This window comes from Terrabacter sp. Soil811, from assembly GCF_001429655.1.
GTDB lineage: Bacteria > Actinomycetota > Actinomycetes > Actinomycetales > Dermatophilaceae > Terrabacter.
In genome coordinates this window covers 1-22,974 of record NZ_LMSX01000012.1, presented here as the reverse complement: position 1 = coordinate 22,974, position 22,974 = coordinate 1, and the positions used below count along the sequence as shown (strand labels likewise).

The following is a 22,974-nucleotide window of genomic DNA, read 5'->3' as shown; positions in this document are numbered from 1 at the left end:
TTCACGTGGAACGTCGCCGCTGGCCTGTCGACGTGATAGCGCGACATGAGGTCAGGTGGGCGGGCGGAGTGGTCACGTGCACCTAGACTGACCGACGGACGCGATGGCCGCGTCGGCGATGGCGAGGGGTTGGCGAATGGCGGAGAAGCGTCGAGCACTGGGTCGAGGCCTCGGGGCACTCATCCCGAGCGCGCCGAGCGGAGGCGCCGGTCGACCCGTGGACGTCTTCTTCACCGAGCAGAAGCAGGCAGGGCCCACCACGGCCGAGGCGCCGGGTGCACCGGCCGGTCCCGACGGGGCTGCCGATCTGACCACGCCGCCGAGCACGGCCGCCCCGAGCACGTCGACATCCAGCAGTGACGCTGCGGTCCAGGGAGCGGAGACGACGAGCAGTGGACTCGCCGTCGTCCCCGGCGCCGAGTTCGCCGAGCTCGACATCGACTCGATCCGCCCGAACCCCAAGCAGCCGCGCACGGTCTTCGACGAGGACCACATGGGCGAGCTGGTGCACTCCATCCGTGAGATCGGCGTGCTCCAGCCCATCGTCGTGCGGCGCATCCCCGCCGACCAGCTCGACGAGGCCGAGGGCAAGACCTTCGAGCTCATCATGGGTGAGCGCCGCTGGCGTGCCTCGCAGGCCGCGGACCTGGGCGTCATCCCGGCCATCATCAAGGACACGAGCGATGACGACCTCCTGCGCGACGCACTGCTCGAGAACCTGCACCGCAGCCAGCTGAACCCGCTCGAGGAGGCCGCGGCCTACCAGCAGCTGCTCGACGACTTCGGGTGCTCCCACGAGGAGCTCGCCACGCGCATCGGTCGCTCCCGACCGCAGATCTCCAACACCCTGCGGCTGCTCAAGCTCCCGCCACTCGTGCAGCGACGCCTGGCGGCCGGTGTCCTGAGTGCCGGCCACGCCCGCGCCCTGCTCGGCATGGCCGACGGTGCGGCTATGGAGCGGATGGCCCAGCGCATCGTGGCCGAGGGCCTGTCCGTGCGCAACATCGAGGAGCTCGTCGCGCTCGGCGAGGGCAATGACGCCCCCAAGCCCCGTCGGCCGCGTGCAGGGAGCCGCCACCCGCAGCTCGACGACTTCACCTCGGGACTCTCGGACCACCTCGAGACCCGGGTCGCGATCGCGCTGGGTCAGCGCAAGGGCAAGATCACGGTCGAGTTCGCCTCGATGGAGGACCTGCGCCGCATCCTCGGGCTCATGGGCATGTCGTCCCCGGCGCGCGACTGACGCACACCGTCCGTCAGAGCCAGGCCGGCGGACGGGGGATGCGTACGACGGTGAGCCCGCCGACGCGCAGCACGTCGGCGTGGGGATCCTGCTGCACGGCTTGGGCGATGGACGCGCACTCGGCCGGCTCGCACCACCGCGGGTAGAGACCCTGCTGGTCGTAGAGCATGGACCGCACGGTGACGGCGGTCATCGAGCCCCGGGCCGTCGCCTTCCAGCGCGGCTCCATCCACATGACGACGGTGTCGCCGGGGTGCTGGCCCACGAGGGCTGCCGTGTCGCTGACGATGACGTCGTACTGGTCACGCGTCACCCGGTGCGCCCCGAGGTCGGTGCGCCAAGAGACGACGCCGACGACGGCGATGAGCGCCAGCGCCACCAGGCCGGCGATTCGTGACGGCCGAATTCCTTTGAGCAGCAAGGCCGCCGGCAAACACACGGCGGGCCAGGCCCAGAGCGATGCCCTCGTGCCGGTGACCACGCCGGAGTAGACGGTGAGCCCCGCCTCGAGTGCCACGACGATGACGAGGGCGCCGAGCACGATGACGGCCGCGCGTCGCGTCGTGGAGTCGACGAGCGCCCAGACGACGCAGACGGCCGCGACGACGGCCGCCCATCCGAGAAGAGCCACGAGGGAGGCGAACTGGGTGCCGTAGCGCCCGACGTTGGTCGTGAGGTCGTCGAGGCTCCTGAGCGGGTTCGGCCGACGCCAGGCCGAGATGGTCAGGCCGAACGTGCCGAACGCGAGCCAGTTGAGGGCGTACACCGTCAGGACACCGATGCCGTACGACGCGACGAAGGCGACGGCCCCGACGAGCAGGCGGCGCGTGGACTCACCGAGCTCCGTGACGACGAACGTGAGGAACACGAGGGCGGCCACCGGCGGGTAGGACAGGATCGACAGGACGACGAAGACCACCATCCAGACCGCGAGCATCCAGCGGCGTCTCCGGGCCCAGGGGAGCGTCCACACGGCCGTGGCGGCGACGATCATCGAGGCCGAGAGCGTGCCGGGCCAGTAGATGAGGCGGATCCAGATCGCCGACACGAACACGGCGAAGGTCAGGACGAACGTCGAGAGCCGGGTGGGCGGCGCCAGCGCGCGGACGAACCCCCACACGAAGGCGGAGTAGGCCACGACGAAGACCGTGGAGGCCACGACGATCGAGGTGCGCTGTCCGATGACGTACCAGTAGACGGTGTTCAGCCAGCGGCCCTCGTAGAGGTTGCGGATGAGCTGTGCCGTTGATCCCGGCTCGTGGCGACCAAGAGTGAACGACCAGTCGTCGTGCCGGATGAACGGGTGTGCCACCTGCAGCACCGCTCCGGTGACGACCAGGGCGAGGCACAGGGCGCCGAGGACCACGAGCCGGTCGGGCGGTGTGCGCCGAGGGCGCCACGACGAGCGCTCCCTCGTCGCCGGCTCCGCCGTCACGCTGGCGGTGTGGGTCATGCGGCCCCCTGGGTCCGGTGGGGTCGAACATACGGGCACAGCCCCTGACTCTGCTCTCCCGCACCACGGTAGCCCCAGCACCTGCACGGTCACTGGTACGTCGATGCCAGGACCCGGTGCGTCGCGGATCGGGTACGTCGTGCAGGATCGAGCCACCGGGGCAACGAGGGGCACAGGGAGGTCGAGGATGCCCGAGGGTCACACCATCCACGCGCTCGCCGACCGCCTCGACCGGGCCTTCCGGGGCCACGAGGTCGAGGCGTCGAGTCCGCAGGGCCGGTTCGCGGCCGACGCCGAGCGCCTGGACGGACGGGTGTTCGAGCGGGCCCAGGCGTGGGGCAAGCACCTCTTCGTCGAGATCGGGGATGCGACGCTGCACGTCCATCTCGGACTGATCGGCATGTTTCCCGTGAAACATCTCGACGCTGCCGTCCCACCGGCCCCGGTGGGAGCCGTCCGGCTGCGGCTCGTGGGTCCCGAGCACTGGGCCGACCTCCGCGGGCCGATGATCTGCACCCTCGTCGACCGGGCGAGACAACGCGAGATCGTCGGGACGCTCGGACCCGACCCCTTGCGGCGTGGCCAACGTGCAGATACCGGGTGGGACCGGGTGCGACGGAGCCGTCGCACCGTGGCGGAGCTGCTCATGGACCAGTCCGTCGTGGCCGGGGTCGGCAACGTCTACCGCTGTGAGGTGCTCCATCGTCTCGCCGTCGACCCGCTCACGCGAGGCGTCGATGTGTCCGAGGAGGTCTGGCGCGAGATCTGGGCCGACCTCGTCCTCCTCATGCCGCTCGGTCGGGTGTTCTCGCAGATCCTCACCGTCCCGGACCAGGTGGAGGCCGCCGCCCGCGCCAAGCGCTCGGGGCGGGCTCGGGAGATCAGCCGACGGCTGACGGGGGAGCGGCTCGGTGACACCTTCGACCGGAGGTTCCTCGTCTACAAGCGCACCGGAGAACCGTGCCCGAGGTGCTCGAATCCCTTGCAGGAGAGGGAGATTGCGGGACGTCGACTCTACTGGTGCCTGGCGTGCCAGGTGCGGCACTGAGACCCGCGCGACTCACCAGCCCCTGAACGGCGCACGCGCCAGGACGGGGATCTCGACGTAGTCGTGGCAACCGAGCACCGGCAGCATCATCCGGGGCGGCTGGGGCATCCGGGACCGGCCCTCGTCCTCGGCCAGGTCGACGGGGGCGCCCAGGGTCAGCACCTCGTCACCCAGGTGCATGCGCCCGCCGCCTGCGGCCCTGAGATTGGCGAGCCAGTCGACCCTGCGACCGTAGGTCAGGGCGACCGTGACGACACCGCCGCGGTCGAAGGCCATCATCGGCACCCGGAAGGTGCGCCCCGACCGTCGGCCGACGTGCTCGAGCTCGACGAACCAGCCATGGCCGGCGAGGTGGACGAGGGCCTTGTTGAGAACCTTCTTGTTCAGCTGCGTGACCGCACGAGGGATCGGCATCGGGACCTCCGCCCCCAGCCTCGCACCCGCGACGCCTGCCGGCACCCCGGAACGTCTCCCCCGGGCCTGACGACAGAGAGACACTCCACCTGTCTCTGCCGGGCCCGCGCCCGCCTAGGCTGGCGCCATGGCCCTCACCGGATCGCGGCCGGCGCCGACCCACGTGCTCGCCCACCTGTCCGACACGCACCTCATCGCCGCCGGCGGACTGCTCGCCGGCCACATCGACACCGAGGCGCAGCTGCGCAAGGCTCTTGCGCGGGTCGAGTCGTCGGGGGAGCGGGTCGACGCCCTCGTCCTCTCGGGTGACCTCGCCGACAGCGGTGACCCCGCGGCGTACGAGCTGCTGCGCGACATCGTCGACCCCGTCGTCGCGCGGCTCGGCTGCGCCCTCGTCCTGACCGGCGGCAACCACGACGAGCGTCGCCCGATGGCCCGCACGCTCCACGGCATCGACACGGATGCCCCGCAGGACACCGTGACCGACTGCGAGGGGCTGCGTGTCATCGCCATCGACTCCGCGGTGCCGGGCTATCACCACGGCGGCTTCTCCGACGACCAATATGCTTGGCTGGCAAACGAACTGGCCACACCGGCGGAGCACGGCACGATTCTCGTCATCCACCACGCCCCCATCACCTACCGATCTCCGGTGATGCAGCTGCTCGACTTCGACGACGTGGATCGACTGCGCGCGGTCGTGGAGGGCAGCGACGTCCGCGCGGTCCTCAGCGGCCACCTCCACGTCACGAGCTTCGGGACGCTCGGCTCGGTCCCGGTCATCGTCGCGGGTGGCGTCAGCTACGTCGACGACGTCGGAGCGCCGCGTGAGCTGCTCATGGGCGTCGACGGTCCCCAGTCGTGGAACCTCGTCGAGGTGCACGCCGACCAGGTTGTCGCCACCGTCGTGCCGATCGAGCAACACGAGACGTGGCCCGCGCTCTCGGCGGCCGTCACGGAGTTCATGGAGACGGTGCCGGAGGCCGACCGCCGCGAGGTCTTCTCCCGGAAGCGCACGTGACCAGATGTCCCTTTCGAAAATCGAAGTGTCGAGAAGGGTGACCCCCGATCGACATGGGAGTGAGGGTCCGACACGCGGGCCGCACGCAGCTAGGAGTCAGACATGAGCCAGGTCGAGAAGGCCACATCCGCAGACGGCACGACCATCGCCTTCGAGGCCTACGGCACGGGACCCGTCGCGGTCGTCGTCGGTGGCGCCTTCTGTGACCGCGGCGCGTTCCGGGACCTCGCCCAGGCGCTGGGCGAGCTGGGACTGACGGGCGTCACGTACGACCGTCGTGGACGCGGCGACAGTGGAGACACGCAGCCGTACGCGGTTGCGCGCGAGGTCGAGGATCTCAACGCCGTCATCGCGGCAGCAGGTGAATCCGCCTCTCCCGCCTACGCTTTCGGCGCCTCGTCTGGCGGCGCGCTCGTCGTCGAGGCCATCGCCGCGGGCGCACCGATCGCCAAGGGGTCGGCCATCGAGGTGCCCTACCGCAGCGACGCCTGGCCGGCACCGGACGACTACATCGGCACCCTCGAGCGCTTCGAAGCGGCGGGTGACCGCGAGGGCATCCTGCGCTACTTCAACAACATCGTCGTCGGGATGCCCGACGAGATGGTCGAGGGGATGAAGGGCACACCGATGTGGGATCCGATGCTCGCGATGACCTACACGGTCAAGTACGACGGCCTCTGCCTGGGGGGTGACGACCAGAACCTGCCCACCGAGACCCTGGGCCGCGTGACGGTGCCCTTCCTCTCGGTCTGCAGCAGCGGCACGATGATGCCGGCCCTGCACGACTCGGCCGTAGTCCTCGCCGACGCGCTGCCTGACGCCCGGGCGGTCGAGCTCTCCGGCGAGTTCCACCAGGTCCCCGCGGCGGTGCTCGCCCCGGTCCTCGCGGACTTCTATCGCTCCTGACGCGCGTATGCCGTTGGGTTGCCTTGTGTGACAAGGCAACCCAACGGCATACGCCGTCGAGGGACTCGTCAGCCGGCGAGCAGGGCGAGCACGGGGTTGTGCTCCGGCGGCACGACCTCACGCGGCGGCCCCGGCGGCGTGCCGTCACCGAAGGGCGAACCGCCGAGCTCCTCACGGCCGTGCGGCGTCGCCCAGTTCTCGAGGGACGGGCCGAGGGGCACGACCCCTGTCGGGTTCACGTCGCTGTGCACGACGTAGTAGTGCCGTTTGATGTGCGTGAAGTCGACCGTGTCGCCGAAACCGGGCGTCTGGAAGAGGTCACGCGCGTAGCCCCACAGAGCCGGCATCTCGATGAGCTTGCTCCGGTTGCACTTGAAGTGGCCGTGGTAGACGGGGTCGAAGCGCACGAGCGTCGTGAAGAGGCGCACGTCGGCCTCGGTGATGTGGTCGCCGACGAGGTAGCGGCGCGTCGACAGGCGCTCCTCGAGCAGGTCGAGGTTCTCCCAGAGCCGGCGGTAGGCCTTGTCGTAGGCGTCCTGGGTGCCGGCGAAGCCGCAGCGGTAGACGCCGTTGTTGACGTAACGGTAGATCGGCTCGCTCACCGACTCGATCTCGTCGGCGAGGGCCTCGGGGTAGAGGTCGGGTGCACCCTCGCGGTGGAAGTCGCGCCACTGGGTCTCGAGGTCGACGGTGATCTGCTTGAAGTCGTTGGTCACCACGGCGCCGGTCGGCACGTCGACGATCGCGGGAACGGTGATGCCGCGGGGGTATTCGGGGTCGCGCGTGAAGTAGGCGTCCTGGATGCGGGGGATCTGCAGCACCGGGTCGAGGCCGCCGGGGTCGAGGTCGAAGGTCCAGCTGCGCCGGTCGTGGGTCGGGCCGCAGATCCCCATCGACAGGGCGTCCTCGAGCCCGAGGAGGCGGCGCACGATGATCGCGCGGTTGGCCCACGGGCACGCCCGGGAGACGACGAGGCGGTAGCGGCCCGCCTCGACGGCGAAGCCGTCCCGACCGTCGGCCGTGATGCGGGTCGTGATGTAGTTCGTGTCGCGCTTGAAGTTCTTCTCGACGTAGGTGCCCGGCTCGCTCATGCTGCCCACCCTAATTCGGTATGCCGCGTGGCCCGGGGAGCGGCCTCGGCAACTCTCGACAGGGCCACGTGGCGAACTCGCCACGAACCCCGAGCCACCTCGACGCCGCGTCTACACCACCTCGACACGGCGGTTCTCGTGGTCATGCTGCCGACCGGGGGGCGGCGGGTCAGAATGGGGAGCATGAGGGCTGTGAGGAGACGCGATGCGTGAGCTCCGGCCCCTGACGCCCGACGCCGTCGGCGACCTGGTCGGTGCGTGTGCGCCGTGCACGTTCTGGCAGACGGTGCCGCGCAACGGCCACTCCGACGAAGACGACCCGCTCGACGCGCTGGCCGAGTGGGTCGAGACGGTGACGGCCGACTGGGGACCTCCGGGTCGGATCGCCTACGTCGACGGCACCCCGGCTGGTCACGTCGTCCTCGCCCCGGCGCGACACGTCGCGCGGCTCGCGGCGTTCCCGACGTCGCCGCAGGACCCGTCGACGCTCATGCTCGTCACGGCGGTCACGAGGCCCGGCTACGCAGGCCGGGGACTGCGCAAGGCCCTCGTGCAGTCGGCCGCGAAGGACGCCCTGCGGCACCGCACGCGATCCCTCGAGGCGGTGGCGGCGCGCCCGCTCGCCGTCTCGAGGCACGCCTGCGTGCTCGACGTCGCCTTCCTCGAGAAGGTCGGCTTCCGGGTCGAGCGCGACCACCCGGCATACCCGCGGCTGCGGATCGACCTGCGCACGGTCGTCACGCTGCGCGACGGGGCGGCGGCAGCGATCGTCCGGGCCCTGGACCGGGTGCCCCGGGTGCGGCCGGTGCCCGAGACGCACCCCAACGGGTCGAGCCACGCGCACGTGACCGACCGCCGCTGAGCCGTCGAGACGGCTGCCGCGCGTCAGCCGACCGTGCGCTCGGCTCCCACCTGCTGCGCGCGCATGGTCTCGAGGTGGCGACGCAGGTCGTCGAGACGCAGGACCCCGGTGCGCGACGTGTCGGCCTCGCCGAGGTAGACGCGCTGGAGGGCCACGACGACGGCCTCGGCCACGTGGTCGAGGGTCTGCGCGCTGGCCAGGGCCGAGGCGTCGCCCTCGTGGCTGAGGTAGCCGAAGTCGAGGCGGACCGCGGGCATCCGCGTGCGTCGCAGGAGCGGCCACGTGCGAGCGTGAGCGCGGCAGTCGGTCAGGCCGGTACGGGCCACGACCTCGCGCAGGAGCAGGTCGGCAAAGCTCTCGCCGATGACCGACCAGTCGGCGTGCGCGGCGTTGTCGGGGTGGCCGTAGAAGTAGGTGGCCGCTCCGTGGGCCGAGCCCGTGACGGAGTGGTCGGTGTGGAGCGAGAGCACGAGGTCGGCCTCGCAGGAGTTGGCGAAGGCCGCCCGCTCCTCGTCGGTGCCGCCGTCGGTGGCCTCGGTGTGGGTGAAGACGACGCTGACGCCGTGGGCGGAGAGCCGGCCCTCGATGCGTCGGGCGAGGTCGAGCGCGAGCCGGCCCTCGGCCAGCCCACGCAGGCCCTGGGCACCCACGTCGCCGCCGCCGTGTCCGGGGTCGAGCACGATGGTGCGCCCGCTGAGGCTGTAGCCGCTGCGACGGATCTGCTCGCGCTCGCGCAGGGCGTTGGCCGATCCGCCACTGACCGAGCGGCGCAGCCCCGCGAAGGCCCGCATCGTCTCGGGTCCGACGGTGCCGTCGGGGACGAGCCCGACCGCGGCCTGGAAGGCGCGCAGCGCGGCGTCGGTGCTCGGTCCGTGGAGGCCGTCGACCTTGCCGGGCGTGAAGCCGAGCTCGACGAGCCGGGACTGGAGGGCCACGACGTCGTCACCCTCGACGAAGTGCTCGGGGACGTAGCGCAGCACCCGGTCACCGAGCGCCCAGCGGGCGCCGTCGAGGACGGCATACGTGGAGCGACCGACGATGCCGTCGACGATGAGGCCACGACGCTGCTGGAAGGACTTGACGGCCTGCTCGACGCGTTCGTCGTAGACCGCGTCGCCGAAGCGGTCGCTGTGCCCCGAGCCGCCGGGAAGGTCGCCCGAGAGGACGAGGCGTTCGCACACGGCGGCCACGGCCGGGCCGGAGTCACCGCGCCGGAGCACGACTGACTGCTGTGGGGTCATCTCGGCTCCTTTCCTTGAGGGGCTCCGGAGGGGGTCGCGGGTGGCTGTGCGTCAGTCCGGAGCGGTCGGGCGCCGTCAGCAGCGTAGTACGCGAAAGGGGTGGCACCGTGACGGTGGACCACCCCTTCGACGTTTGGCTGTCAGGCGATGAACTCCTCGAGCTCACGCAGGAGCTTCGGCTTCGGGTGCGCGCCGACGATCGTCTTGACGACCTCGCCCTTGACGTAGACGTTGAGCGTCGGGATCGAGACGACGCCGTAGCGGGCGGCGGTGTCGACGTTGGCGTCGGTGTCGAGCTTGACGACCTCGATCTTGTCGCCGTACTGCTCGTTGATCTCCTCGAGGATCGGGGCGACCTTGCGGCACGGGCCGCACCACGTCGCCCAGAAGTCGACGAGCACGGGCTTGTCGCTCATGAGGACGTCGTCGGCGAAGGTGGCGTCGGTCGTGTTCTTCAGTGCCATGGAGATTCCTTCTCGTGGTTGGCGCGGGGGCGGCGGGGCTGGGTCGTGAGTTCGGGCGTCGGGATCGACGTTAGGCGTCGGCGCCGACGGTGACGCGCGGGTCGGGGATCTCGCCCGAGTCCGTCTCGTCGATGACGGCGGCCTCGGCAGCGGCCTCGGCGGGTGACGTGGTGTCCTCGAGCGCGGCGAGGTAGTGCTCGGCGTCGAGGGCGGCGGCGCAGCCGGACCCGGCCGCGGTGATGGCCTGGCGGTAGGTGTGGTCGACGAGGTCGCCGCAGGCGAAGACGCCGGGGACGTTGGTGCGGGTCGAGCGGCCGTCGACGAGGACGTATCCGGCGTCGTCGAGAGACACCGTGACGCCGTCGCCGGCCGCGAGGAGCTCGTTGCGGGGGTCGTGACCGATGGCGACGAAGAGTCCGGTGATGGGCAGCTCGCGGGTCTCACCGGTGACGGTGTCGCGCAGCGTGATGCCGGAGAGCTTGCCCTCGCCGTGGATCTGCGCGACCTCGGAGTTCCAGGCGAAGCGGATCTTGTCGTTGGCGAAGGCGCGGTCGGCCATGATCTTGCTGGCGCGCAGCTCCTCGCGGCGGTGGATGATCGTCACGGTGCGGGCGAACTTCGTCAGGAAGGTCGCCTCCTCGATGGCGGAGTCGCCGCCGCCGACGACGGCGATGTCCTGGTCGCGGAAGAAGAACCCGTCGCAGGTCGCGCACCACGAGACGCCGTGGCCCGAGAGCTCCTTCTCGCGGGGCAGGCCGAGCTCGCGGTAGGCCGAGCCCATGGCGAGGATGACCGAGCGGGCGCGGTGGACGGTGCCCTCGCCGTCGGTGACGGTCTTGACCTCGCCGGTCAGGTCGACGGCCGTGACGTCGTCGGTGACGAGCTCGGCGCCGAAGCGCTCGGCCTGGGCGCGCATGCCGTCCATGAGGTCGGGCCCCATGATGCCGTCCTTGAAGCCGGGGAAGTTCTCGACCTCGGTCGTGTTCATCAACGCGCCACCGGCGGTCACAGCGCCCTCGAAGACGAGGGGCGCGAGGTTCGCGCGCGCGGCGTAGACGGCGGCGGTGTACCCCGCCGGGCCTGAGCCGATGATGATGACGTTGCGGACGTCGGACATGTGGGCTGCTCCTCGTGAAACTCGTGTCGTGGCCGCTCGTCCCTGCCCGGTGACCGACTGGAACCGGTACGTCGGGAGGCCGCGAGCCGCATAGGCCTCAACCGATCCTAGGCGGTTGTTGTTCCCGCGCTTGTCAGCCTGCGCGGGTGCGCCCGCGTGGCGGGACAGCGCGTGGTGCGAGTGCGCTCGTGGGGCTCAGGGGACGGGCGTGGCACCCGCGAGCAGGCCCGGCGCCCCGGTCGTGCAGCTGCGCTCGACGGCCCAGGCAGTGCTGGCGCCGGCCCTCGTGACGACGACGACGACCGCTGGACGTCCGGCGAACGTGGCGAGGTCTGCCGACACGGCGTCGGGCGCCGGGTCGGCCGCCCCGATCGCGCCGATCTCCTCGAGGCACGCCTCCAGCCCGATCGGCGTCGCGATCGGCCCGATACCCGGAGACTCGGCCGCCAGGTCGCGGATCGGCTGGCCGGGGTGGTCGAGCAGCGCTCGGGCCTGCGTGGCGAGCGTGCCGGCGGTGTATGCCGTCGTGCTGAGCTGGATGTGCAGCCCACCGGAGGTCCCCGGCGGGCTGGGCGGGGACGTCGTGGCCCCCGAGGCGTACGTGTCGCCGACGACCGCCGCGCCGTTGGGACGCTTGGTCACGTGCAGGGCCGAAGCGCCCACGGCGACGACGGCGGCAGCCGCGGCGACCGCGGTCACGAGGTAGATCGGCTTGGGACGGACGGCGCGAGTCGGCATCGCGAGCACGGTGCCGTGGTCCGCGTCGTCCGTCCCCATGGCGTCCGAGCCGGAACGTGAGGCGGACAGCGGTCCGGGGTCGACCCGCAGCCGGGCCGCGTCGAGCAGGGCGCCCGAGATGCGCTCGGACACGGCGTCGGGCATCGGTCCCGGGTCGGCCGCGCCGGCGAGCAGCGTGCGCACGTGCTGCTCGACGTCCGCGTCGAGGCGGGTCAGGGGGGCGTCGTCCGCGACCTCGTGCCCGTCGAGCCCGTAGCTCCCGTCGAGCTGGGCGGGAGGTGCCGGCTCCGTCGCCGCACGTCCGTCGGGGTCACGGACGCGAGGGTCGTGCTCAGGGGTGTGCGCGGACTCGTCCACGGATGTGGTCCTTCGGGCAGAGCGTGCGGTGGTCGTACGGGCAGGGCAGGGGTATGCCGGTCGCCGTGGTTTCGACGGCCCCCTGTGGCCGTCGGGTTCCACCGGATTCAACCATTCTTAGGCCGGTGCCCGAGCGGTGGCCCAGCGAGCCCAGGGGCCGACCGGTCACCGGTCGTCCCGTACCCCATGGGGGCCGGACGTGGACCGCCGTCAGTCCTGCTCGACGGGACGGACGCCCGGCGTGAGCCCGAGGTGCTGGGCCAGGGCCGCGCGTCCGCGGGCGCACCGCGACTTGATGGTCCCCTCGGCCACGCCGAGGATGACGGCGGCCTCGGCCACGGGAACGGCGTGCATGTCGACGAGCACGAGCGCCGCCCGCTGCCCCTCGGGGAGCCTGGCGAGGGCCTCCTGGATGTCGAGGCGGACCTCCGTCGAGGCGTGGTGGTCGTGCCGGTCGGCGAGCTCGTACTCGGGCAGCTCGGCGGTCGGCTTGCGCCGACGGAGCCGGTCGAGGCAGGCGTTGACGATGATGCGGTGCAGCCACGTCGTGACGGCAGCCTCGCCGCGGTAGGACTCGGCACGGCGGAAGGCCGCGATGAAGCCGTCCTGGAGGCAGTCGGCCGCGAGCTCGGGATCACGCACGGTACGCAGCGCCACGGCCCACATCCGGTCCTTGTGCCGGCGGAAGAGCTCGGCGAAGGCATGGTCGTCGCCGTCGACGTGCAGTGCCAGCAGCTCCCGGTCGCTCAGATCAGCGATCGGGGCGGCAACCCCCGGGCTCACGGTCAGCGCACCGTCACTTCGCTGATCTGCGCGCGGTAGTGGTTCGCGGCCTCGGCGGGCGCCGCCTTGGTGACGATGACGAGGATCTTGCTCGCCGGCTGGAGCTGGCCGCTGGTCTTGATGACGACGGTGCCGTTGGCCTTCTTCATCGAGCCGATCTTCTGCGCGCCGTCGAGCGACTTCGTCGAGCCGGAGTCGGTGGCGTAGACGGTGACGTTCTGCTCGGCGGGCAGGACGAGCTCCACCTCCTTGACGACGGTGGGCGCGCTGAGGTCGAGCAGGACCCCGACGCCGTCCTTGTTCCCGTTGAAGGAGGCAGTGCCGTACCAGCGGGAGCGCCACTGGGTGCTCGGGTCGCCGTCGAAGGTCAGCTTGACGTTCTGGTCGGCCTCGGTGCCGTCCTCGGGGTCGAAGCCCGTGCCGCCGACGACGCTGACGGCGGCGGCAGGCGGCGCCTGGGTCGTGCTCGGCGGCGCCTGGGTCGTCGTGCCCTGCGTCTGCGTGGCGGCGGGGGTGCGCGTCTTGGTCACCGTGACGGCGGGAGCCGGGCCGTCGTGCTGGCCGATCTTCATGACGTTGTTGATGCCGATGAAGAGCGCGATGAGCACGAGCACCCCGACGATCGCGAGCGCGATGCGGGACTGGGCACCACTGGGGGCCTCAGGGGCCTCGCGGCCGAAGACGGGCAGGGGCGGCTCGAGGCGGGTCGCGGGGGCCTCGTCGAGCGCGTCGACGAGGCCGATGTCCTCGCCGTCGAAGTCGTCGTCGTGCGCTGAACGGCGCTCGGCGGCCCGGGAGGCGGCCTTGTCGGCGGCGGCGCGGGCGAACGAGCCGACCTTGTCGCCGATGGCTCCGGCCACGCCGGCTGCTGCCGCCCCGGCCGCGGCGACGCCGCCCTGGAGCCGCTCGGTGGTGGCGCCGCGGGCGGGCGTCGTGCCTGACTGTGCGTCGGGGACGCTGTCGAAGAAGATCGTGCTGGACGGGCCGGAGTCGCCGGCAGCGCCCGCCATCGATCCCCCGGCCACACCGGTCACACCGGCTGCGCCTGCAGCGCCGACCGCGGCGGCGCCGGCGCGCACCGACGGCATGACGCGCGTCGGCTCGAGGGACTCGCGGTCGTCACGACTGCGCAGGCCGATGCCGGTGGCGCCGTCGGACGACGCCTGCTCACTGGGCCACGGCGCGATCTGCAGGGCGAGGTCGCCGGGCGAGACCGGTCCACGCCGGCCGCTGCCCAGGGTCATCCGGCAGATGAGGTCGAGGTCGTTGGGCACGCCCACGGCGATCTCCGAGGGGGCGGCCACGCCGCCGACGATCGTCGGGGCGGCCTCGAGCCCGACCGGCCCGCCGGCGGGGATCAGCCCGTCGTCGACGGACACCATCGGCCAGCGACCGGTGAGGCCGGCATACGCGATCTTGACGAGGCCGACCGCGTCGGCGCGGGACGCCCGCTCGTCGGAGAGCCGGTCGGCGTCGGTGAGGGCGGCCTCGGTGGCGAGGCCGCGCACCTTGACGGCGCCGTCGGACATGCGCAGGAGCGAGCTCGGCGTCAGGGCCAGGTGGTGCAGGCCGCGATGGGTCGCCTTGTCGAGGGCGGTGGCGGCCTCGCCCGTCAGGCGGCGCACCTCGTCGGGTGACAGGCCACCGCTCTGCAGCAGGTGCGAGAGGGGCGCGGCACCGGTCAGCGGCTCCTCGACGATGAAGCCGACGCCCTGGTCGGTGCCCACGTCGAGGACCCGCACGAGACGGGAGTCCTCGATGCCGGCGGCGCGGCGGGCCGCATCGAGGGCGGCGGCGGCGACCGACGAACCGGCCGGGAAGCAGACGAGAACGACCTCGCGCTCGAGGGTGTGGTCGTTGGCACGCCAGCGTTCGTGGTGGGTGCCCTCGGAGGTGCGCAGCGTGACCGCATAGCGGCCGCCCAGGACGGATCCGGGTCCGACTCCCTGCACGTGCGTCACCCTCCCTCGTCATGTCGTGCGCGGATGCGTGGCTCGCCACCCATCCTAGGCCGACTCAGTCGTGATCCCGGTCGTCCGCATCGCCGAGCGCCTCGTGTGCCGCGGTGACGGCCTCGATGTCGGCGATCTCGTCGACACGCGAGGTGCCCTTGACCACGGCGCGGATGACGCCGGCGAGCAGGACGAGCCCGACGAGGATGCCGCCGACCCAGTAGATGGCGGCGTCGAGCGGGTTGGCCGACACGGGGATCGTGGCGGGCGAGCCGATCTGGGTGCCGTCGGCGGTCGTGAGGAAGGCACGGATCTCGGCGCGCCCCGCGGCCACCGCGGCGACCTCGACGGGGACGTTGGTGCGCGAGGACGGCCCGATCGTCACGGGGTCGGGCTGCTCGACGATCCGGATGCGTGGGTTGTCGGGCACGAGCCGCAGGCGGATGTCCTCGACGGTGTAGTCGAGACCGTTCTCGACCGTGATGCGCAACGTGCCGTTCTCGGCGAGCAGGTTGATCGTGCTCGTGCGCGGCACGACCCGGATGGCGCTCGTGGCGGCCTTGATGTCGGCGTCCACCGAGTTGGCCAGGGTGACCCACCCGGCAGGGTTCCAGCGCCACCGGGCGCTTGCGAGCCCGTCGAGCACCTCGCGGTAGGTGCGCTCGAACTCCTCGCCGTCGCGCAGCACCGACGAGACGCTGAGGAGCGTGTCGCGCTGGTCGGCCATCCGGGCGAGCCGGCGCGCGTTGAGCACGGGCTTCGGGGCGGCGGAGGCCACGGCGGTGGTCGGCCTCGTCTGCGGCACGGCCTTGTCGTTGCCGCTGTCGGTGAGCAGCGACGCGGCGTCGACGGTCTCGAGCCAGGGCGCGCTCGACGTGGCCGCGAGGAAGGTCGCGAGGTCGGCGGCGTCAGGGTCGTAGGTGCGCGGCGCGGTGACGAGCACGGAGCGCGGCGTGCCGGCACGCTCGCCGAGCAGCACGAGCGTCTCGGCGAGGTAGCGCTGCACCGACAGGACGGGGCTGGGTTCGGTGCGCTTCGGGAGCAGTGCGGACAGACGCGTGTTGTACGCGAGCAGCCGCGTCCCGCTCGCCGTGACCCGCCGCGCGGTCGGGGTGTATGCCGTCTCCTTCGTCACAGCCGCGGCGTTGACGACGATGCCGGCGGGCTTCTTGACCGTCGTGCCGGACAGCAGCGTCTTGATGCCCTGCTCGCGCCCGGCGGGCAGGAGGCCGTCGACGGGCCAGACGATGTCGGCCCGGGCCGGCTGCCCGAGGCGGCCCGCGAGGGTGGACGCCCGGCTGACGAGGTCGCGCACGAGGGAGTTCACCGGGTCGACGCCGACCGTGGCGGCGACGTCGGCGTCGGCGTACGGCAGGGCCCAGACGCTCCGCCCGCTCAGCTGCGTGACGACGTCGTCGCCGAGGCGCGCGATGGCCAGCGTGGCCTCGGACGGGGCGCCGGCCGGCGGCGGGGTCGACGTCGTCGGCGGGGTCGACGGGGTCTGGGTGGTGCCAGCGGGGGCGGGGGCGCTCGTCCCGGCTGCCGGGGCCGGGGTGCCCGTGGTGCCCGTGGCTCCCGTGGCGGACGGGGCGGGAGTGCCCGAGGTGCCGGAGGGCGCTGGAGCGGTGGTGCCGGTGCCGCCGGGCGTCGGCGTCCCGCTCGGCGTCGGACCGGTCGTCCCGGAGCCGGCGCCCAGGTCGGGACCGAGCACCGACGGGTCGACGGCGAGGTCGACCGGCGTGCCACGCGTGCCCTCGAGGATGCGGGCCACCCGCGAGTCGGGGCCGATCGCCTGCTCCCAGGCCGCAAGGCGGGCCGCGTCGTCGCGCGCGGCGAGCGCGACGGTGGGGGGGAGGGTCACGGGCAGGACCGTCGCGACCTTGAGCGGGACGTACTCCTTGCGGCCGTTCCAGGCGATGAAGGTGCGCGTCATGCCGGTGGGCTCGCTCGCGCCCTCCTGGACGACCTCGACGGAGATCGGCAGCGCCGCGAACGCATCGTCGGACCGCAGCCGCTCCCACGGGACCGTCGCGGTGAAGGGCTGCGTCTGACCGGCGGCGACCGTGGCCAGCGACGTCGTGTCGACGGTGCGGCCGGACGTCTCGGTGCGGCCCGTGGCCCAGTCGTCGAGGGCGCTGCGCTGGTTGACCGTCACGTCGCCGCGCACGACCCGGACCTCCGGGCCCGAGAGCGGTCCGGTGAGCGGTGCGGTGACCGTGCCCGTGATCGTGACGTCCGCGCCGGGTCCGACGACGGCGGGTGTCAGCGTGTCGAGCACGACGACGGCGACGTCCTTGGCGGGCACCACGGCGGCTCGGTGGGTGGCGGACGAACCGGGCCGGGCGGCATACGTGCTCGCTCCGGCCGGGGACGGGACGGCGCTCGCGGCCGGGCCCACGGACAGGCCGAGTGCCGCGAGCGTCGCTGCCGTGGCGGTCAGCCGGCGCACGAGGTGGCTCCCGCGGCGCCCCCTCGTGTCGGGACGCCGCGACCCTCGAAGGATCACGCCGTCCCCGCCAGCCGGTTCCACGCCGCCTGCGCGATGCGGCGCTCGTTGGGGAAGGTGAGCCTGCGGTGCACCTCGTCGAGACGCATCCAGGCGACGTCGATGGCCTCGTGGTCGGGGTCGTTCTCGATGGAGAGCTCACCGCCCGTGGCCTCGAGGAGGTAGTGGTGCACGAACTTGTGGACGCGCTTGTTGGACGTCGCGAACCAGTAGTCGATGGTGCCGAGCTCGACGAGCACGCGGCCCACGATGCCGGTCTCCTCGGCCACCTCGCGCGCGGCCGTCTCGACGAGCGTCTCGCCCGGCTCGACGTGCCCCTTGGGCAGACACCACTCGACGCGGCCGGCCCGGTTGCGGCGAGCGATGATCGCGATGAGGGCCAGGCCCTCCTGCACGTCCACGACGATGCCGCCCGCAGAACGCTCCTCGACGGCGGGCAGACGCCTCCCCGGCACGGGGCTGGGGACGGGCTGCGCGCTCACATCGCCACCATAACGGGCAAGGCCCGGAGCTCTCTCGTCGTCGGGGAGACCCCGCACGCGAGGGGTGCCGACCGGCGGGCCCGGGGCGGGGTCGGTCGGGTCCCCGTCGGGTCCCGGGCGATTCCCGGGCGCGTATGCGTGGCCCACCCCTCGCGTACGCGCGCGGTCAGGAGCAGCGCGAACGCTCACTAGGCTGGTCGGGTGCCTGACCGTTCCGACACGCCCCTCGCCGACAGCCACGAGCCGGTCGACGCCGGACTCCCGCTCCTGCGGGCCGCCGTCGCCCGGCTCGCACCCGTCCTGCCCATGCTGACCGAGCTGGGGGAGCGGTTCGCCGCCGCCGGGCACGAGCTGGCCCTCGTCGGCGGCCCGGTGCGCGACGCCTTCCTCGGGCGTGTCTCACCCGACCTCGACCTCACCTCCGACGCCCGTCCCGACGACATCCTGGCGCTCGTCGTCGGATGGGCCGACGCGCACTGGGACATCGGTCGCGAGTTCGGCACGATCGGCCTGCGCAAGGGTGCGCACGTCATCGAGATCACGACCTACCGCGCCGACACCTACGACCGCACGTCACGCAAGCCCGAGGTGATGTTCGGCGACCACCTCGAGGGCGACCTCGTCCGGCGCGACTTCACCGTCAACGCCATGGCGATCCGGCTGCCGAGCCTCGAGTTCGTCGACGTCCACGGCGGGCTCTCCGACCTCGTGCGGCAGCGCCTCATGACACCGGCCGCGCCGGAGGAGTCCTTCGCCGACGACCCGCTGCGGATGATGCGGGCGGCGCGCTTTGCCTCGCAGCTCGGCTTCGACGTCGCGCCCGAGGTGCGTGCCGCGATGGTCGAGCGGGCCGGCACGCTCTCGATCATCTCGGCCGAACGGGTCCGCGACGAGTTCACCAAGCTGCTCCTGTCGCCCCGGCCCCGGCTCGGTCTGACCCTCCTCGTCGACACCGGCCTCGCCGAGGTCTTCCTGCCCGAGCTGCCCGCGCTGCGCCTCGAGCTCGACGAGCACCACCGGCACAAGGACGTCTACGACCACTCGCTCATCGTCCTCGAGCAGGCGATCGACCTCGAGGGCCCCGCCGACGGTCCGCCGGAGTCGGTGCCGGGCCCCGACCTCGTGCTGCGTCTCGCCGCCCTGCTCCACGACATCGGCAAGCCGGCCACCCGGCGCTTCGAGGACGGCGGCGGCGTCTCCTTCCACCACCACGAGCTCGTCGGCGCCAAGCTCGCGAGCAAGCGGATGAAGGCGATGCGCTTCGACAAGGACACGACCAAGCAGGTCGCGCGCCTCGTCGAGCTGCACCTGCGCTTCCACGGCTACGGCGACGGGCAGTGGACCGACTCGGCCGTGCGGCGCTACGTCAACGACGCCGGGCCACTGCTCACGCGCCTGCACCGGCTGACGCGGTCGGACTGCACGACGCGCAACGCCCGCAAGGCGCAGCGGCTGTCGCGGGCCTACGACGACCTCGAGAAGCGCATCGAGCGCCTCGCGGCCGAGGAGGAGCTGGCGAGCGTCCGTCCCGAGCTCGACGGCAACGAGATCGCCGAGGCCCTGGCCATCCGTCCCGGTCCGGTGCTGGGGGAGGCCTACGACTTCCTCCTGTCGGTCCGCCTCGACGACGGACCCATCGGCAAGGACGCCGCCCGCGAGAAGCTGCTCGCCTGGTGGGCCGCCCGCGAGTCGGTGGGCTGACGGTTCGCGGCCGTCGGGCTTCCCCTTGTGTCCGCGCCTGAGCGGGCTGCGCCGCGTGGGCTGCGCCTGAGCGGCCGCCCATGTTGCGGTGGGGAGTTCTCCCCATCGCGGCGCCGGTGGTGCGGTCGTACGCTCGACGGGACCTCGTTCCCGCGCCGCCATCGCCGCCGTGACGGTGCGTCACCCGATCTGACACGGCATGCCGTGAATGATTGACTGACCGCGCCGTCCCCGACCCCCGCGGGAACGACCGAAAGGAACGAGCCCATGAGCACCCTCGCCTACCCGAGCGCCGACTTCCCGGGCCAGCCGTCGGTGGCCCTCGAGGTGCCGGAGGGCTGGGAGCCCGCGCACGCGCCGGGCACGACGATGGCGGCGCGACTCCCGCGCGAGGGGGCCTTCGCACCCAACGTCGTCGTCACGATCGAGCAGTGCGGGCCGTCCTTCCGCATCGAGGACTCCCTCGAGCAGATCGCCTCTCTGGCCACCTCGCGGGGCGGAGCCGTCTCCGAGCCGTATGCCGCCGACCTCGGGGGCGCGCAGTTCGTCGGCTGCGACGCGACGTGGCCGGACGCAGACGTCGAGACCGTCCTGCAGGCCAACCTCTTCCACCTCGTGACCTCCGGGGCGTCCGCCGCGGCCGATGCCCCGGCACACCTCGTCCAGCTGACCGGCGCCGTGGGTGGCGCCGACGCCGTGGCCGACTACGAGCTCATCCGCCAGGTGCTGACGACGGCGCGCGTCACCCCGTGGGGCTCCGCTGACGACACGGACGCCGGCGCTGCCACCACTGCCACCGACCTGGACGTGGACGCATGAGCACGACGCTGCCGGCCATCTCGGCAGGCCTGGCCACCGATGTCGGTCGGGTCCGGGCGCACAACGAGGACTCCGCGTGCACGCGGGGCACCGTCTACGTCGTCGCCGACGGCATGGGTGGCCATGCTGCGGGCGAGGTCGCGAGCCGGATCGCCGCCGAGACCGTCGCCGAGCTCGCCGACCGGCCCGTCGTGCAGGTGCGCGACATCGTCGCCCAGGTCGGCGAGGCCAACCGCCGCATCCTCGCGTCGGCCGCGCGACACCCCGAGCAGACCGGGATGGGCACGACCGTCGCCGGCCTCGCCCTCGTGTCCGTCGGAGGGTCGCGTCACTGGGCGGTCTTCAACATCGGCGACTCCCGCGTCTACCGCTGCCTCGACGGCCGGCTCTCGCAGGTGACCGTCGACCACTCGGAGGTCTGGGAGCTCGTCGAGCGGGGCCTCCTCACCCCGGAGCAGGCGCACCGCCACCCCGGGCGCAACGTCGTCACGCGCTCGCTCGGGCGCGACCCGATGGGTGTCGTCGACACGTGGGTCTTCCCGCCCTACCCCGGCGAGGCGTTCGTCATCTGCTCCGACGGTCTGTCCAACGAGCTCACCCGGGAGGAGATCGAGGCCGTCCTCGCCGATCACCCCGACGCCCACGAGGCCGCCGAGGAGCTCGTGCGACGTGGTGTCGCAGCCGGTGGCCGCGACAATGTCACTGCTATCGTCGTCGCCGTACAGGGCGAGGACTCCGACTCGGACGTCGACGAGGACACGACCCCGCGCGAGAACGTGAACGGCTCATCAGGGGAGAGCAGGTCGTAGACGTGAGTGGCCCGTCCGTGGTTGTCGACCGGGCCCCCGAAGGGTGGACGCACATCGGGGGCCCCGGCATGCACCTGCTCATCGGACTCGACGAGGACGACGAGCGCACCATCGCCGCGAGCGACGCTGCCGACGGCGGTGACATCGACGACGTCGTCGAGGTGCTGACGGTCGGCGGGATGCGCAAGGCGCACCACTTCGTCGGCGTGCACTGGCAGCCCCGCACGCGCATCGTCGCCTTCGGGCCGGTCTCGGCCCTCGTGACCCTCGCTGACGGCACCGAGCACGACGTGCGAGCCACGAGCAGCAAGGTCTGGACGGACCTCGAGCTGCCCGACCATCCCGACCGGGTCGTGCTCCGCGTGCTCGAGGAGGCCGAGCGGGCGCAGCCCGTGCCCACGCAGGGCCTCGCGGCCGGATCGCCGTCGCCCGGCACCGCATCCCCTGCAGCGCTCGGCGGCGAGTCGGCGCAGCCCACCGTGCCGGACGAGGCCGCCGACGCGACCCCGCCGCAGACCGCGGCGTCCACCGGTGGGGCCGGTGCGCCGGTGGTGAGCGAGGAGCACGTGGACCCTCCCGACGCAGCGGCCGTGTCCGAGCCGGAGGTGGCGCCCGGGCGCGAAGACGCCATGGGGCCGGGCATCCCGACCTTCGCCACGTCGACAGCGGACGGCAGTGCGGCCTCGGACCGTCCTGACGCACGGAGCCTGCCTGGCCGCTCGACGTGGGAACGCAGCTGGGCCCAGGGTGGCACTCCGCCGACGACATCCGATGTCGGCGCCTCGAACGACGAATCCACCTCTGCTGCAGCGACGTCCGACACGTCGGGTGCGGAAGAGCCTGCAGCGCAAGGTCATTCCAAGAGTGCGGCCGAGCCGTCCCGCACGCCGGAGGTCGTCGCCACAGAGCCTCTCCCTGCTCCGCTGCCGGCGCTCCGCTCGTGGACCTCGGTCACCCCGGCCGTGCCGGTGCGTGCCACCCCGTCGAGCGACCTCCTGGGCGACGGGGCCAGTGCGTCCGGCGAGACACCCGCCCCCGCCGCTGCATCCGGTCACGACACGTCCGTGCCGTCCGAGCCGGTGACGCCGCCGACTCAGCCGTCGGCCTCCTCGCCGACCGAGGCCGTTGCTCCGGCGGCCTCGCCGTCTACCCCGCTCGTGGCGCAGACGGCCCCGGCACCCGTCGCCACGACGGCACCGGCGACGACACCCGTACCGACACCCCCACCGGCAGCGCCGACAGCGCCCACAGGGCCGACAGCGCCGGCGCCCGTGGCCGACGACCTGCCCGCGGCGGCGCCGCGTGACGTCGACTCGACGTGGGCCGCCCGCCCGGTGCTCGAGCCCGACGCGTCCCCGACGTCGACGGCTCCGTCCGCCCCCGTCGCCGGAGCAGTCCGTCGTCCGGCCGCGGGGCCCACCACCTCCGCACTCGACGACCCTGACGAGACGGACGACGCGGACGACGACCAGCCCGCTGCGCCCCCGAGCTACGACTACCTCTTCGGCCACACCACGGCCGCCGACGAGCACCGCAAGGTGCTCGCGTCACTGACGCGGTCCGACGAGGACGAGGCCGGGCACGACGAGGACGACCACCTTCCCAACCCGTCCGTCCCGTCCGTCGCCGACGCGTCCGACGCGCCGGTCACGAACGCTGCCCCGGCGCCCGAGGTGCCGGCGCGGCCCATCCCGTCGGCGCCTGTCGTGCCCGAGGGTGGGCTCATCTCCTCCGTGCCGTGGGCGCGGTCCACCCCGGCCGCCGAGGTGCCCAAGCCGGAGCCGGAGGTCCCGACCTTCTCGGGGCGGCACACGCCGCCGCCGGCCCCGAGCCTGCTCCCCCCGATGAACACCCCGCCCCCCGGCGTCCGCGCACCAGAGGCGACCCCGCTCATCTCGACCGGACCGCCGCCGGCGAGCACCGTCCCCGCCCCCGCCCCCGCCCCCGCCCCCGCCCCCGCCCCCGCC

Annotated in this window: 19 protein-coding genes and 1 pseudogene; 9 read left to right on the top strand and 11 right to left on the bottom strand. The window is 72.6% G+C overall.

The window, feature by feature from the left end; genetic code table 11:
• Nucleotides 1-136 precede the first annotated feature (136 nt).
• Entirely contained in the window at nucleotides 137-1,243 is a 1,107-nt protein-coding gene (locus ASH01_RS20220) for a ParB/RepB/Spo0J family partition protein (RefSeq protein WP_056780442.1), read from the top strand.
• Nucleotides 1,244-1,256: 13 nt separating this feature from the next.
• Here the strand turns inward: ASH01_RS20220 and ASH01_RS20215 are convergent, their stop codons facing one another.
• Entirely contained in the window at nucleotides 1,257-2,696 is a 1,440-nt protein-coding gene (locus ASH01_RS20215) for a hypothetical protein (protein WP_056780440.1), read from the bottom strand.
• 187 nt (nucleotides 2,697-2,883) lie between these two features.
• On the opposite strand from ASH01_RS20215, the gene ASH01_RS20210 reads away from it, so the two are divergent.
• Nucleotides 2,884-3,744, top strand: coding sequence for an Fpg/Nei family DNA glycosylase (locus ASH01_RS20210; RefSeq protein ID WP_056780437.1), 861 nt, complete (start codon nucleotides 2,884-2,886; stop codon nucleotides 3,742-3,744).
• Nucleotides 3,745-3,756: 12 nt separating this feature from the next.
• On the opposite strand, the gene ASH01_RS20205 is transcribed toward ASH01_RS20210, so the two are convergent.
• Nucleotides 3,757-4,158: a nitroreductase family deazaflavin-dependent oxidoreductase gene (locus tag ASH01_RS20205; RefSeq protein WP_056780432.1), complete on the bottom strand. Its 402-nt coding sequence runs from the start codon at nucleotides 4,156-4,158 to the stop codon at nucleotides 3,757-3,759.
• Nucleotides 4,159-4,285: 127 nt separating this feature from the next.
• Between ASH01_RS20205 and ASH01_RS20200 the strand changes: the two genes are divergently transcribed.
• Together ASH01_RS20200 and ASH01_RS20195 are read left to right on the top strand one after the other, a co-directional pair.
• Entirely contained in the window at nucleotides 4,286-5,179 is an 894-nt protein-coding gene (locus tag ASH01_RS20200; RefSeq protein WP_056780430.1) for a metallophosphoesterase, read from the top strand.
• Nucleotides 5,180-5,281: 102 nt separating this feature from the next.
• Nucleotides 5,282-6,085 (top strand): alpha/beta fold hydrolase, encoded by an 804-nt coding sequence (locus tag ASH01_RS20195; protein ID WP_056780426.1) that lies wholly within the window; start codon nucleotides 5,282-5,284, stop codon nucleotides 6,083-6,085.
• A 68-nt stretch (nucleotides 6,086-6,153) separates the two neighbouring features.
• Here the strand turns inward: ASH01_RS20195 and ASH01_RS20190 are convergent, their stop codons facing one another.
• Nucleotides 6,154-7,176 (bottom strand): glutathione S-transferase family protein, encoded by a 1,023-nt coding sequence (locus ASH01_RS20190; protein ID WP_056780850.1) that lies wholly within the window; start codon nucleotides 7,174-7,176, stop codon nucleotides 6,154-6,156.
• Nucleotides 7,177-7,381: 205 nt separating this feature from the next.
• Here ASH01_RS20190 and ASH01_RS20185 point away from each other — a divergent pair, with 205 nt between their 5' ends.
• The gene (locus ASH01_RS20185) at nucleotides 7,382-8,038 is read left to right on the top strand and encodes a GNAT family N-acetyltransferase (RefSeq protein WP_056780423.1); all 657 of its coding nucleotides are present in this window, start codon (nucleotides 7,382-7,384) and stop codon (nucleotides 8,036-8,038) included.
• Nucleotides 8,039-8,061: 23 nt separating this feature from the next.
• Here ASH01_RS20185 and ASH01_RS20180 read toward each other — a convergent pair whose 3' ends face one another.
• The 8 genes from ASH01_RS20180 to ASH01_RS20145 form a co-directional block, all read right to left on the bottom strand.
• A complete protein-coding gene (locus ASH01_RS20180) occupies nucleotides 8,062-9,279 on the bottom strand; it encodes an N-acetylmuramoyl-L-alanine amidase (protein ID WP_056780418.1) in 1,218 nt (405 codons plus the stop codon).
• Between the two features lie 140 nt (nucleotides 9,280-9,419).
• Entirely contained in the window at nucleotides 9,420-9,743 is a 324-nt protein-coding gene (gene trxA, locus ASH01_RS20175) for a thioredoxin (protein WP_020141635.1), read from the bottom strand.
• A gap of 70 nt (nucleotides 9,744-9,813) precedes the next feature.
• The gene (gene trxB, locus ASH01_RS20170) at nucleotides 9,814-10,860 is read right to left on the bottom strand and encodes a thioredoxin-disulfide reductase (RefSeq protein WP_056780415.1); all 1,047 of its coding nucleotides are present in this window, start codon (nucleotides 10,858-10,860) and stop codon (nucleotides 9,814-9,816) included.
• 195 nt (nucleotides 10,861-11,055) lie between these two features.
• The gene (locus tag ASH01_RS20165) at nucleotides 11,056-11,955 is read right to left on the bottom strand and encodes a hypothetical protein (protein ID WP_056780413.1); all 900 of its coding nucleotides are present in this window, start codon (nucleotides 11,953-11,955) and stop codon (nucleotides 11,056-11,058) included.
• Between the two features lie 210 nt (nucleotides 11,956-12,165).
• Nucleotides 12,166-12,738: an RNA polymerase sigma factor SigM gene (gene sigM, locus ASH01_RS20160; protein WP_056780410.1), complete on the bottom strand. Its 573-nt coding sequence runs from the start codon at nucleotides 12,736-12,738 to the stop codon at nucleotides 12,166-12,168.
• A 2-nt stretch (nucleotides 12,739-12,740) separates the two neighbouring features.
• Nucleotides 12,741-14,699 carry a hypothetical protein gene (locus ASH01_RS20155; protein WP_056780408.1) on the bottom strand — a complete coding sequence of 653 codons (1,959 nt, stop codon included), beginning with the start codon at nucleotides 14,697-14,699 and terminating at the stop codon, nucleotides 12,741-12,743.
• A gap of 55 nt (nucleotides 14,700-14,754) precedes the next feature.
• Nucleotides 14,755-17,139, bottom strand: a complete 2,385-nt coding sequence (locus ASH01_RS20150; RefSeq protein WP_056780405.1) for a DUF6049 family protein — start codon at nucleotides 17,137-17,139, stop codon at nucleotides 14,755-14,757.
• Between the two features lie 53 nt (nucleotides 17,140-17,192).
• Nucleotides 17,193-17,678, bottom strand: a complete 486-nt coding sequence (locus tag ASH01_RS20145; RefSeq protein WP_020141640.1) for an NUDIX hydrolase — start codon at nucleotides 17,676-17,678, stop codon at nucleotides 17,193-17,195.
• Between the two features lie 201 nt (nucleotides 17,679-17,879).
• On the opposite strand from ASH01_RS20145, the gene ASH01_RS20140 reads away from it, so the two are divergent.
• The 4 genes and pseudogenes from ASH01_RS20140 to ASH01_RS23125 form a co-directional block, all read left to right on the top strand.
• A complete protein-coding gene (locus ASH01_RS20140) occupies nucleotides 17,880-19,379 on the top strand; it encodes a CCA tRNA nucleotidyltransferase (protein WP_056780402.1) in 1,500 nt (499 codons plus the stop codon).
• A gap of 267 nt (nucleotides 19,380-19,646) precedes the next feature.
• Complete coding sequence (locus ASH01_RS20135; protein ID WP_056780399.1) at nucleotides 19,647-20,198, top strand: hypothetical protein; 552 nt, start codon at nucleotides 19,647-19,649, stop codon at nucleotides 20,196-20,198.
• Nucleotides 20,195-21,007 carry a PP2C family protein-serine/threonine phosphatase gene (locus ASH01_RS20130; RefSeq protein ID WP_056780396.1) on the top strand — a complete coding sequence of 271 codons (813 nt, stop codon included), beginning with the start codon at nucleotides 20,195-20,197 and terminating at the stop codon, nucleotides 21,005-21,007. Before ASH01_RS20135 ends, ASH01_RS20130 begins: the two co-directional genes overlap by 4 nt.
• A gap of 2 nt (nucleotides 21,008-21,009) precedes the next feature.
• Nucleotides 21,010-22,974, top strand: a pseudogene (locus ASH01_RS23125) (hypothetical protein); the annotation flags it as partial.